Genomic DNA, 11,545 nt, shown 5'->3' with positions numbered 1-11,545 from the left:
GTGTATAAGAGCCAGCCTCGGCCCCGACCAGACCCTGATCGTCAACGGCGCCCAGCACGGGCTCGCAGTCACCGCCATGGCCGCCCTGCGCTCCGGGGACGTCGTCGCAGTCGACGCCCTGACCTACCCCGGGTTCAAGGTCCTCGCCACCGCGCTCGGGCTGGACCTGGTCGCACTGCCCGTCACCGACACCGGACCCGACCTCGACACCCTGGGTCAGCTGTGTGCCCGGAGACCGGTCCGCGCGATCTACACCATGCCCACCCTGCACAACCCGCTCGGCTGGGTCACCGACCTCGCCGCACGAGAACGGCTGGTCGCGATCGCCCGCCACCACGGACTGCTCATCATCGAGGACGCCTCCTACGCCTATCTCGCCGAGAACCCGCCGCCCCCGATCGCTGCACTGGCCCCCGAGACCACCGTCTACGTCTCCGGCCTATCCAAGAATGTCGCCACCGGTCTGCGGGTCGGGTTCCTCGCCGCACCTCCACCGCGAGTGCCCGCAATCGAACGGGCGATCCGAGCGACCACCTGGAACACCCCCGCCCTGACCACCGCGATCGCCTGCCGCTGGATCGAAGACGGCACCGTCGAACGACTCGAGGCCGAGAAGCGCCACGACGCGCGCACCCGGCAGACCCTGGCCCGCAATGCCCTGACCGGGCTACGCACGATCAGCCACCCCTCGTCCTACTTCATCTGGCTCCCCCTGCCCGAGGACACCCGCGCCGATCTGATCGCAGCCTCGCTGGCCCGCGCTCGGGTCTCGGTCTCTACCGCCGACCCCTTCGCCACCTCCACCCACGTCCCCCAAGCACTCCGACTGGCCCTGGGCTCGGTCAACCTCACCGATCTCCCCGCCACGCTCGCCGATGTCCGGAACGCTATCGAGGGCGAGAGCTACCGATGACCAAATCGGACAGTCCCACGGGACAACGGGCAGCTCATTCTGGGACGCCGTGGTGTGGAACGGGATGGTCAACCCGCGGTTGCTCAGACCTCGAACGCGCCCGCTCCCCTCGTCTGCGGTTCGAACCACTCGATCGAGCCTCGCAGGTCATAGCACTGCAAGGTCCATCGGATGCAACTCTGCTCGTAAAGCTGGCGGACGGTACGTATTCGAACCCTGCGGTATTCGTCGGTCGGGCCACGGCGCGGGCGACCGGCTGGCCGGCTCACTGTCGGCGATATACGGACGGGGCCGCCGCCTTAAAGAGCATTCAGATGGCCTGGCGCCATGATCAGCGCGACTGTCCCGGCGGCGTGTCTGCACCGGGTCCGCCGTAGGTCGTCACCGACAGGTGCGTCATGGGCCCGTGGCTCGCGGAGCGGTGTCGGTGCTCGCGACCGGCCGGGACGGTGACGACGTCGCCCGTCTGCAGCACGGTGACGTGGTCCGGGTACTCGAGCCGCCCGGCCCCGGAGACGACGACCAGGGTCTGATCGGAGGTGTGGCTGTGCCAGACCGTGCCAGCGGCCGCGGCGAATCGGGTCGCCATGACGGTCAGCTCGCAGGCGGAGCCCGCGCGCTGGACGATCCTGGTCGTGACGTGGCCCTCGAACAGCGACAGGTGGCTACAGTCGACCTCCTCGACTCCGGGGTCGTCGGGAAACCGGGGCTCGAGCGATACCGCCAACGAGGCGTCGGATGGGTCGGTCACGGTCGTGTCCTTCTCGTCGGTGCGCGGGTTCAGTGGGCGAGGGGTACGTCGTCGGTGGTCCGCGGTTCGTCGTCCGTCGCGCAGATGTCCGGCTCGTTCCGGTCGTCGAGTCGGGACCCGGTGGTGACGGGAGGTGCCGGAGCGGCGGAGAGGTCTCGCCACAGCGCTACCGCGATTCCCACGACGACCACCAGGAACGGTGCCGAGCTGACGATGACCATCTGCTGTAGCGACTCCAGTCCGCCGGCCACCAGCAGTGCCATCGCGGTGGCTCCGGTGACCAGGCCCCAGAGTGCAAGGGCCCACGCCGGTGGGTGTTCGGTTCCGCGGGTGGTCAGCATGCCCAGGACGTAGGTGTTGGCGTCGGCTCCGGAGACGAAGAACAGCACGACCAGCACGATCGTCACCACCGACGTCACCGCGGAAAGCGGCAGGGACTGCAGCATCGTGAAGAACGCGGAGTTGGCGTCGGCCGCCGCGGCGGCGGCCACCCTGGTGGTTCCGGCGAGGTCGGTGTGGATGGCGGTGCCGCCGAACGCGGTGAACCAGACCGAGAAGACCAGGCTCGGGACGAGTAGCACGCCGACGATGAACTCGCGCACCGTCCGGCCCCGGGAGATCCGGGCGAGGAAGACACCGACGAACGCGGCCCAGGACAGCCACCAGGCGAGCATGAAGTAGGTCCAGGACTGCATGAAGTCGATGTCACCGCTGGCCGGGGTGATCAGGCTGGTCGCGATCAGTTCGCTGAGGTAGCGGCCGATCGACTGCACGTAGAGGTTGATCAGGTAGACGGTCGGGCCGACGACGAGGACGAAGACGAAGAGCAGTGCGCCGAGGCCCATGCTTGCCTCGGAGAGGTAGCGGATTCCTCGCGCGACGCCGGTCAGCGCGGATGCGGTGAACAGCAGCGTGATCACACCGATGATCAGGAACTGGATCCCGGTGGAGTTGGGGAGCCCGAACAGCGCGGTGAACCCGCCGTTGATCTGCATGGCGCCGAGACCGAGCGACGTCGTGGTGCCGAACAGCGTCGCGACGACCGCGAACACGTCGATCGCGCCGCCGACCGGCCCGTCCGCGCGCCGCCCGATCAGCGGCCGGAATAACGCGCTGACCAGGCCGGACCGCCCGCGCCGGAACATGGACCAGGCCATCGCGAGCCCGACCACGGCGAAAATCCCCCAAGCGTGCAGGCCCCAGTCGAAGAACGAGAACTGCATCGCCGTCACCGCGGAGCTGGGGGTCATGGGCTCGGCGAGACCGTGCGGTGGAGCGGCCAGGTGCGTGATCGGTTCGGCGACGCCGTAGGAGATGAGCCCGATCCCCATGACGGCCGAGAGGATCATCGCGTACCAGGTGATCCGGGGGAACGCGGGACGTTCGTCATCGCGTCCGAGTCGCAGTCGGCCGTAGCTGCTGCAGGCGAGGAACACCAGGAACACGAGGAAGCTGAGCGAGACCAGCAGGTAGGCCCATCCGAAACCGCGGGTGATGCCGTCGAGTGCGGCGGACCCGGCCCGGGACAGCGATTCACCGGCGGCGGCTCCCCACACGACGATCGCGAGCGTCAGTCCGAGCGAGACGAACAGGACGGGGCCGGGGCGTCGGGTTCCCGACGGCTCGGCACTGGGCGTCGACATTGATGCCTCCGAGACGTGGAGTGCGCGGCCGGGAGATGCCCGACCCACGATTGGGCCGGACTGTGGCATGCAAGCTGCGCCCGGTCAACCCTGCGTCGCCGCGCTCGACCAACATGCCTAGCTCTCCACTTCAGGGCCCTGAAGAGGAGGAATGCGACGATATGTGCGCCAAGCGGCTTTCGGGGTTGACGAACGGAAGACGAGTTCTTAACTTGTGATGCATGCAAGAAGCCGTGGGGTTGATCGGTCCGCAGGGAGCGCAGGAACGTGTTCTCGACGGCGTGCGGCGCGCCATCATCGAGGGCAGGCACCTGCCCGGGCAGCCGCTGTCCGAGGTCGCGTTGGCCGCCGAGCACGATGTCTCACGGACGCCGGTCCGGGAGGCGCTCAAGCAGCTGCAGATCGAGGGGTTGGTCGAGATCCGGCCGCGTGTCGGATCGTTCGTCCGGGCTCCCAGTCGCCGCGAGGTCGTGGAGCTCTTCGAGCTCAAGGAGATGCTCGAGGGCATGGGCGCCCGGTTGCTCGCCGCTCGCGGGCCCGTTCACGAGTTGGACGCGCTGGAGGAGAACATCGAGCGGTCCGGCGAGGCGGTGGCTCGCGCCGACGCGCAGCGCTACGCCGGACTCGTCCACGAGTTCCACGAGTTGATCGTGACCGGCGCCAACAACACCCAGCTCGTCACGCACTACCGCACGCTGATGAACCAGCTCGCCTACCAGCGGCTGGTCTCGGCCTCATTGACCCGGCCGGGCCGGCTCGGGGAGTCCCTCGCCGAGCACCGGCATGTCCTGGACCTCGTGCGAGGCAAGGACGGAATCGGAGCCGAGTTCGCGATGCGGGACCACGTCCGTTCCAGCGAGCGGGCCACGCTCACCGCCGGCCATCCACTCGGCGGGCGCTCATCGACGAAGGAGTCCTGAGATGCGTTTCTCCATCTTCCACAACGTCGGCGCTCCGGGCCGGCTCAACGACGTCGCCGGAGTCCTCGACGAGATCCGGGAGGTCGCGACCTATGCCGACACCGCCGGCTACCACTCGATCTGGTACACCGAGCACCACTTCGGGCACGAGGGCTACGAGCTGATCCCTAACCCGGTGCTGATGGGCACCGACATCGCGGCGCGCACGTCGCGCATCCGCATCGGGCAGGCGGCGAACATCGTCACCTTCTGGAACCCGATGCGCCTCGCCGAGGACATCGCCATGCTCGACCAGCTCTCCCGCGGGCGGGCCGAGATCGCCGTCGGCCGCGGGCTCTACGGCCGTGAGGCGATGAATCTCAACCCGGCCGCCGACCCGCGGGATCAGGAGCAGAACCGGGCGCTGTTCGAGGAAACGCTCGAGGTGCTGCGCAAGGCCTGGAGCGGCGAGTTCTTCTCCCACGACGGCGACTTCCACACCTACCCCGCACCCGGCATCGGCTGGGACCACCCGCTGTCCCCCCCGTCACCGGAGTTCGTCGGCGCGGACGGGTCGCTGAGCCGGCTCAAGGTGGTCCCGCAGCCGTTCCAGCGGCCGCACCCGCCGCTGTCGCAGGTCATCGACACCCCGCGCTCGATCCAGGGCGCCGCTCGCGCTGGGATGAAGGGCATCTTCTGGATGCCGCCGATCTCCGAGCTCAAGGGGAGGTTCGAGCTCTACCGCGACACGCTGTCCGAATCGAGCGGGGGCGAGGCCCAGCTCGGAATGGGGCTGTCGCTGGTTCGCGACGTCTACGTCGCCGACACGATGGAGCAGGCTCGCGCCGACTTCGAGGAGGCGCTGCTGACCTCCTACCGCTGGATCTGCCACTGGCGCGGGCTGAACAACCTGCGCGAAGTCGGTGAGGACATCACCGGCCGCGACCTGGACTACGACTTCCTCGCCGAGCGCAACCTGCTCGTGGGCACCCCCGACTACGTCGCCGAGAAGGTGCACGAGCTCCAACAGGAGTTGAACCTGCAGGACCTGCTGCTCTGGACGACCCACCCGGGTCTCGAGCACGGCAAGGCCATGCGCAGCTTCGAGCTGTTCGCCGAGAAGGTCATGCCCCAGTTCACCGGAGGCGCCGCATGACCAGCGCGATCCGCAGGATCGTCACCGTCGTCGAGGAGAGCGTCCGCGAACTCGGGGAGCCCGTGCGTTCCCCGGTCCGGCGCGCGGCCGCGGTGGCGGTCGTCGCGAACCCCTGGCTCGGGAGGATTCAGGAGGACCTCTCGCCCCAAGTCGCCGAGCTGGCGCCGGAGATCGCGCACGCGTTGTCGGACCGGCTACTGGCCGCACTCGGAGGCGCGACCGCGGTCGAGGCGTTCGGCAAGGCCGCGATCGTCGGCCTGGACGGCGAGATCGAACACGCCGGGGCGCTGATCCACACGCCGTTCTTCGGGGATGTGCTGCGCTACCGCACCGGCGGCGAGTCGATCATCGTGTTCTCCGACCAGCGTGCCGCCGCCGGCACCGCGCTGACCGTGCCGTTGTGGCACAAGGATCACGCGTCGACGCGCTCGCATTACCAGACCGTGACGGTGCGGGTTCCCGACGGGCCGCGACCCGGGGAGATCGCCGTCATCGCGGCCGTCTCCGACGGGCCCCGGCCGAATGCCCGCATCGGCGACCGTCGTACCGACACCGCGCTCGCCGACCACGTCCTGGACCACCGCAACGGTTGGTCCGCAACCAACCCCGACCAGATGGAGAGAGTCCTGTGAGCCTCACCGTTCGTACCATTCACACCGTCGTCGACGAGATCTTCACCGAGGGGGGCCGCCCGGTCGAGCCGGCTGCCCGCGTCGCGGTCGTCCTCGCCGTCATCGAGAACCCGTGGGCGGGTCACGGTTTCGTCGACGACCTCGGCCCGACCATCGATGAGGTCGCTCCCGAGCTCGGTAAGCTGCTGTCCGACCGCGTCGTCACCGCTCTCGGAGCGCCGGTCGAGGCGTACGGCAAGGCGGCGATCGTCGGGCTCGACGGCGAGATCGAGCACGGCTCGGGACTGATCCACACCCTGAAGTTCGGCAACCACTTCCGCGACGCCGCGAACGCCACCACGCTGCTGCCCGCGGTGGAGAAGCGAGCCGCCGCCGGAACGGTGTTCGACATCCCACTCAAGCACGTCACCGACGCGACCATCCGCTCGCACCACCAGACGGTCGAGGCGCGCGTGCCGGACGGCCCCCGGGCCGATGAGATCGTGATCGGTCTCGCCGCTGCCGCCCAGGGCCGACCGCAGGCCCGCCTCGCACCGCTGGCGAGCGAGAAGTGAGCGGCCCGGCCGACGTGGTCCTGCTGCACGGTGTGGGACTGGACCACACGGTGTGGGACCGCGTCGCGCCGGGACCGGCCGGCGACGGCCACACCGTCCACACTCCGGACCTGCTGGGACACGGGAGTGCGCCGGACGCGCCCGCGGGCGCCACGCTGTCGGACCTGGCCGCGCCCGTGGCCGACGCGCTCGCCGACATCGGCCGCCCGGTCCATCTCGCCGGCTTCTCCCTCGGCGCGCTCGTCGCCACCCGCGTCGCGCTCGACCACCCGGACCGGGTCGCGACACTGACCCTCGTCAGCGGGGTCGCGGGACGCGCCGAGGACGAGCGGGCGGCGGTGCTGGGCCGGCTTGACAGGGCCCGGGTCGACCTCGCCGCGACGTTCGACGCGGCCGTGGATCGGTGGTTCTCGGCGGAATGGCTCGCCGAGGCCCCGGATCTCGCCGAGCGGGTGCGGACGATCCTCGCCGCGAACCGGCGGAAGTCCTATCTGTCCTGCTACGAGGTGTTCGCGCGGGCGGACGCCGAACTGTGGCCCTGGCTGCCGGGTCTGGCGCTGCCGGTCGTCGCGATGACCGGATCCGAGGACCCGGGATCGACCCCGGCGATGTCGCAGGCGCTCGCCGCGCGGGTCCCGCACGGGCGGGCCGACATCGTGCCCGGCGCCCGCCACCTGCTCCCGCTGGAACGCCCGGACGCCGTCCGCGCCGTGCTCCGGCAGCAGATGAACCACACACCGACCGACCCATCGTCAGGAGCACTGGCCCGATGAGCACCACACCGGATGCCCCGGCGGCATCGGAACGGACCACCGCGCCGCTGCCGCGCCACAACCACCTCATCGGCGGCGAACACGTCCCGCCGGCCGGGGGCGACTACTTCACCAGCGACAACCCGACCACCGGCCGACCCTGGTACGAAGCCGCGCGCGGCACGGCACCGGACGTCGAGCGGGCGGTCGCCGCCGCGCGCCGGACCTTCGACTCCCCGACCTGGCGGCGAATGTCGCAGACCCGCCGCGGCGCCCTACTGCGCCGGGTCGGGGAACTCGTCGGCGAGCACGCCGAGGAACTCGCCCGCACGGAGAGCACCGACAACGGCAAGCTCCTGCGCGAGATGACCGCCCAGCTCGCGGGCCTGCCGGAGTACTTTTTCTACTACGCGGGCCTGGCCGACAAGATCCACGGCGAGACGGTGCCGGCCAGCAGCGTCGACGTCCTCAACTACACCCTGCGCGAACCGGTGGGCGTGGTCGGCGCGATCACCCCGTGGAACTCGCCGCTGACGCTGACCGTCGCGAAGCTGGCCCCGCTGCTCGCCTGCGGCAACACCGCCGTGGTCAAGCCCTCGGAGTACACCAGCGCGTCGATGCTCGCGCTCGCTCCACTGTTCGAACAGGCTGGCTTCCCGGCGGGAGCGGTCAACGTGGTGACCGGCTTCGGGGCCGATGCGGGCTCCCCGCTGGTCGACCATCCCGACGTCGCCAAGCTGTCGTTCACCGGCAGCACTGCGACCGGTTCCCGGATCGCCGAGCGCGCCGGGCGCCGTCTCGTGCGCGCCGGCCTCGAGCTCGGCGGCAAGTCCCCGCAACTAGTCTTCGGCGACGCCGACATCGCCAGCGCAGCCAACGGCGTCATCGCGGGGATCTTCGCCGCAGCCGGACAGACCTGCATCGCCGGCAGCCGAGTGCTCGCGCACCGGTCGGTGTACGACGAACTCGTCGAGCGGGTGGTGCAACGGGCCCGCACGATCCGGATCGGCGACCCGCTGCACGGCGGGACCGAGCTCGGCCCGCTGGCCATGCCCGCACAGCTGGCGAAGGTCGAGCAGTACGTGGCCGCAGGCCGGGCCGAGGGCGGCGTGATCGCGCACGGCGGCGGGCGTCCCGAAACCGGTCTCGGCGGCTGGTTCCACGAGCCGACCGTGTTCACCGGCCTGGACAACGACACCAGGATGTGCCGGGAGGAGATCTTCGGGCCGGTCGTCGCGATCATGCCGTTCGACGACGACGCCGAGGCCCTGCGGATCGCGAACGACACGAACTACGGCCTCGCCGCCGGCGTGTGGACCCGCGATCTCGGCCGGGCCCACCGGGCAGCGGCCGCCCTCGACGCCGGGACGGTCTGGGTGAACATGTACCGGGCGATGTCCCCCATGTCGCCCCGGTCCGGGTTCAAGGCCTCCGGTCTCGGCGTCGAGCACGGCACCGAGGTCGTCCGCGAGTACACGCGGCTCAAGAGCGTGTGGATCAACACCAGCGACGAGCCCGCGGGCGACCCGTTCGTCCTGCGGTCCTAGGAGGAAGCGCACCCATGTCCGAGCTGATCCCCACCATCGCCGATGGGGCCGTCGACTCGCCCGGGCTCCGGCAGGTCTTCGGCCGGTTCCCGAGCGGCGTAACCGCGGTGTGCGCGCTCGACGACGACGGGACCCCAGTCGGCCTGGCCGCGAGCTCGTTCGTGGCCGTCTCGCTCGACCCGCCATTGGTCGGCCTCTGCGTCCAGCACACCTCCACGACCTGGCCGCGGCTGCGCAACCGCACGCGGATCGGGCTGTCGGTGCTCGGCGCCGGCCAGGACCGCGCCTGCCGACAGCTCGCGTCTAAGCACGGCGACCGGTTCGCCGGACTCGACCTGCAGCCCACCGAGGATGGCGCGGTGCTACTCGGCGGGGCGTCGGCCTGGCTCGACTGCTCGACCGAGAGCACGGTGACCGCGGGCGACCACGACCTCGTGCTGCTGCGCGTACACCGCCAGTGCACCCACCCCGGCCACGGCCCGCTCGTCTTCCACGAAAGCGGGTTCCACGAGCTGGCCCGGCTGGGAACCGCCCCGTGACGGCGCCGCTCGACCCCGCGGGGCTGCGGACACCGCCGCCGCAGACCGCGGTCGACGGTTGATCGGCAGGGCGCTTGACGCGCTCCGTGCCGGTCAACCGTTCCTCGTCCGCGAGGGACTGCCCCGAGTTCCGTTGACCCGATCTCGGTAGGTGGGTCAGGCCGCGTGGGCGGTGTTGAGCAGTGTCTCGAACTCGACCGGAGTGAGGCGTCCGAGGGCTTGTTGGCGGCGTCGGCGGTGGTAGGTGGTCTCGATCCAGGTCACGATCGCCAGTCGCAGTTCGGTCCGGGTGTTCCAGCGCCGGCGGTTGAGCACGTTCTTCTGCAGCAGGCTGAAGAACGACTCCATTGCGGCGTTGTCGGCGCAGGTGCCGACCCGCCCCATTGAGCCCCGCAGCCGGCAGCTGCGGAGTTCTCGCTGGTAGGCGTGTGATCGAAATTGACTGCCGCGGTCGGAGTGGACCACGGTCGGGGCGAGGGATCCGCGTTGATGAACGGCGTTGCGCAGGGCGTTGACTGCCAGCGCCGAGGTCATGCGGGCGTCGATGGAGTAGCCCACGATCCGTTTCGAGCAGGCGTCCTTGACTGCGCAGAGGTAGAGCTTGCCCTCGCCGGTGGGGTGCTCGGTGATGTCGGTGAGCCACAGCTGGTTGGGCCGGCCCGCGGTGAACTCGCGGCGGACGAGGTCGTCGTGCACCGGTGGTCCGGGTCGGCGGGTGCGGCCGCGCTTGCGGGCGTGGACCGACCAGAGCTTCTGCTGGCTGCACAACTTGCCGACCCGGGTCCGGGAGGCGGTGTGGCCCTGCGTGGCGAGTTCGTCGGCGATGAAGCGGTAGCCGAATTCGGGGTCGTCGCGGTGGACGTCGAACGCGGCGTTGATCAGGTGCGCGTCGTCGTAGTCACGGTCGGAGACCGGCTTGGCGCGCCACTGGTAGAAGGCCTGCTTGGAGAAGCCCAGCACCCGGCAGGTCACCGCGACAGGGATCTTGTCGTCGGCGAGGTCGAGGACCAGCGGGTACATCATTTTGGGAGGACGTCGCGGGCGAAATAGGCGGTAGCGCGGCGCAGGATCTCGTTCTCCTGCTCGAGCTGCTTCGTCCGCCGCCGCAGCTCACGGTTCTCCGCTTCGAGGTCCGTCCCGGCCGTCGGCCCAGCAGGGGCTGACTCGCCAGGCTCGATGCCGTCCTCGCGGTCGGCGATGCGCAGCCAGCGCGACAGGCAGGACTCCGAGACCCCGAAGCTCCGGGCGACCTGAGCGATCGACTGGTCGCCCTGGCGGGCGACCGCGATCACATCGCGGCGGAACTCGGTCGGGAACGGCTTGGGCACGGTGTCGATCCTTCCAGCGAGGAGGACGTCCTCACAGGTCAGGAGTCAACCGAAGTCTGAGCAGTCCCTTGTTCCTGCCTCGTCGGGTCAGCGGACGGTAGGCCGGGATTCAGCCTGACCCCAGACCGTTCGCCGGCAATTACCCGACCGTGCGCGCACATCTAGGGCCGACGCTGCCGGAACTCCTCGTCCGGGTCGCCAAATGGGGCCAGTGCAGGACCGGGTGCGCTCAGGGCCGCGCGGCCGAGCAAGCGCTGGTGGGCCGCCTTCGGCGGGACCTGTCGGCCCCTTAGAGCCCTGTGTCAACCTCCGGCCGATCAGCGGTTGGCGATCCCGTCTAGGCGGAGCTCGTTGGTCTCGTCGCGGTGTGCGCCGGTCGTGCCGACGTGCTTGTCGCTGATCGAGGTGCCGTTGCGGATGACGTGGGCGAGCGCCATCCCGTGCCCGCGGCCGAGGTCGTAGTCCTGCTTCAACCAGGCGAGGATCTCGGCTGGTTTGGTGGAGCTGTCGAAGCCGCGCTCGCGCGCCTCGGCCACGAGATGGGCAGGAACCTTGCCAGTCTTCTCCTCGATCTTGTCGAGGTAGGCCTGGAACGACATGGCTTCTCCAGCGGGTGCGAGTTGGTGCTGACGGAGTGGGTGACTACCAAGCTGCACCAAAGTCATCGGTTGTGCGGCACTGTGGCTGGTGAGTGGTGGGTCGTGGCGGGTTGCGGTGGTGGGTCTCTCCTCGCGTCAGTGCTGAGACGGTGCCCGGGAACCCGGTGGCGGTCTGCTCGGCGCTCGGTTGGGAGTGCCACCGGCCCTGGTGGGCGGGGGCCATCAGCGTCCG

At 69.9% G+C, this 11,545-nt stretch carries 12 protein-coding genes; 8 read left to right on the top strand and 4 right to left on the bottom strand.

Translation table 11 applies throughout. From position 1 onward, the window contains the following. Nucleotides 1–913: PLP-dependent aminotransferase family protein (locus I4I78_RS10120; protein ID WP_218610999.1), on the top strand; the 913-nt coding region annotated here is incomplete at its 5' end. A 331-nt stretch (nt 914–1,244) separates the two neighbouring features. On the opposite strand, the gene I4I78_RS33760 is transcribed toward I4I78_RS10120, so the two are convergent. Continuing rightward, nucleotides 1,245–1,664, bottom strand: coding sequence for a cupin domain-containing protein (locus I4I78_RS33760; protein ID WP_218610998.1), 420 nt, complete (start codon nt 1,662–1,664; stop codon nt 1,245–1,247). 29 nt (nt 1,665–1,693) lie between these two features. Then, a complete protein-coding gene (locus I4I78_RS10110; protein WP_226379433.1) occupies nt 1,694–3,307 on the bottom strand; it encodes a BCCT family transporter in 1,614 nt (537 codons plus the stop codon). 221 nt (nt 3,308–3,528) lie between these two features. Between I4I78_RS10110 and I4I78_RS10105 the strand changes: the two genes are divergently transcribed. The 7 genes from I4I78_RS10105 to I4I78_RS10075 are packed head-to-tail and all read left to right on the top strand — an operon-like array spanning nt 3,529 to nt 9,386. Next, nucleotides 3,529–4,227, top strand: coding sequence for a GntR family transcriptional regulator (locus I4I78_RS10105; protein WP_218610997.1), 699 nt, complete (start codon nt 3,529–3,531; stop codon nt 4,225–4,227). A 1-nt stretch (nt 4,228) separates the two neighbouring features. Further along, entirely contained in the window at nt 4,229–5,362 is a 1,134-nt protein-coding gene (locus I4I78_RS10100) for an LLM class flavin-dependent oxidoreductase (RefSeq protein WP_218610996.1), read from the top strand. Further along, nucleotides 5,359–5,994: an amino acid synthesis family protein gene (locus tag I4I78_RS10095; RefSeq protein ID WP_218610994.1), complete on the top strand. Its 636-nt coding sequence runs from the start codon at nt 5,359–5,361 to the stop codon at nt 5,992–5,994. The genes I4I78_RS10100 and I4I78_RS10095 overlap by 4 nt, the downstream gene beginning before the upstream one ends. Further along, nucleotides 5,991–6,548 carry an amino acid synthesis family protein gene (locus tag I4I78_RS10090; RefSeq protein ID WP_218610993.1) on the top strand — a complete coding sequence of 186 codons (558 nt, stop codon included), beginning with the start codon at nt 5,991–5,993 and terminating at the stop codon, nt 6,546–6,548. Before I4I78_RS10095 ends, I4I78_RS10090 begins: the two co-directional genes overlap by 4 nt. Next, the gene (locus I4I78_RS10085) at nt 6,545–7,321 is read left to right on the top strand and encodes an alpha/beta fold hydrolase (RefSeq protein ID WP_218610992.1); all 777 of its coding nucleotides are present in this window, start codon (nt 6,545–6,547) and stop codon (nt 7,319–7,321) included. The genes I4I78_RS10090 and I4I78_RS10085 overlap by 4 nt, the downstream gene beginning before the upstream one ends. After that, the gene (locus I4I78_RS10080) at nt 7,318–8,847 is read left to right on the top strand and encodes an aldehyde dehydrogenase (protein ID WP_218610991.1); all 1,530 of its coding nucleotides are present in this window, start codon (nt 7,318–7,320) and stop codon (nt 8,845–8,847) included. Before I4I78_RS10085 ends, I4I78_RS10080 begins: the two co-directional genes overlap by 4 nt. Nucleotides 8,848–8,861: 14 nt before the next feature. Beyond that, the gene (locus I4I78_RS10075; protein WP_218610989.1) at nt 8,862–9,386 is read left to right on the top strand and encodes a flavin reductase family protein; all 525 of its coding nucleotides are present in this window, start codon (nt 8,862–8,864) and stop codon (nt 9,384–9,386) included. Nucleotides 9,387–9,542: 156 nt separating this feature from the next. Here the strand turns inward: I4I78_RS10075 and I4I78_RS10070 are convergent. Both I4I78_RS10070 and I4I78_RS10065 read right to left on the bottom strand, forming a co-directional pair. Continuing rightward, nucleotides 9,543–10,714, bottom strand: a protein-coding gene (locus I4I78_RS10070; protein WP_218610988.1) for an IS3 family transposase whose coding sequence is annotated in 2 segments (ribosomal slippage) — nt 9,543–10,417 and nt 10,417–10,714 — 1,173 coding nt in all. Because the reading frame shifts where the segments join, the coding sequence is not laid out codon by codon here. Nucleotides 10,715–11,031: 317 nt separating this feature from the next. Continuing rightward, entirely contained in the window at nt 11,032–11,313 is a 282-nt protein-coding gene (locus I4I78_RS10065) for a DUF4287 domain-containing protein (RefSeq protein WP_218610987.1), read from the bottom strand. Nucleotides 11,314–11,545: the final 232 nt, after the last annotated feature.

It is taken from the genome of Pseudonocardia sp. KRD291, assembly GCF_019263595.1.
GTDB lineage: Bacteria > Actinomycetota > Actinomycetes > Mycobacteriales > Pseudonocardiaceae > Pseudonocardia.
Note: the sequence above shows the minus strand (reverse complement) of the source record. Positions and strands in the feature narration are given on the sequence as shown.

Excerpts from the sequence above, each read along its gene's own strand:
- I4I78_RS10110 (WP_226379433.1), bottom strand. The coding sequence starts at position 3,307 with ATGTCGACGCCCAGTGCCGAGCCGTCGGGAACCCGACGCCCCGGCCCC.
- I4I78_RS10105 (WP_218610997.1), top strand. The coding sequence starts at position 3,529 with ATGCAAGAAGCCGTGGGGTTGATCGGTCCGCAGGGAGCGCAGGAACGT.
- I4I78_RS10100 (WP_218610996.1), top strand. The coding sequence starts at position 4,229 with ATGCGTTTCTCCATCTTCCACAACGTCGGCGCTCCGGGCCGGCTCAAC.
- I4I78_RS10095 (WP_218610994.1), top strand. The coding sequence starts at position 5,359 with ATGACCAGCGCGATCCGCAGGATCGTCACCGTCGTCGAGGAGAGCGTC.
- I4I78_RS10080 (WP_218610991.1), top strand. The coding sequence starts at position 7,318 with ATGAGCACCACACCGGATGCCCCGGCGGCATCGGAACGGACCACCGCG.
- I4I78_RS10075 (WP_218610989.1), top strand. The coding sequence starts at position 8,862 with ATGTCCGAGCTGATCCCCACCATCGCCGATGGGGCCGTCGACTCGCCC.
- I4I78_RS10065 (WP_218610987.1), bottom strand. The coding sequence starts at position 11,313 with ATGTCGTTCCAGGCCTACCTCGACAAGATCGAGGAGAAGACTGGCAAG.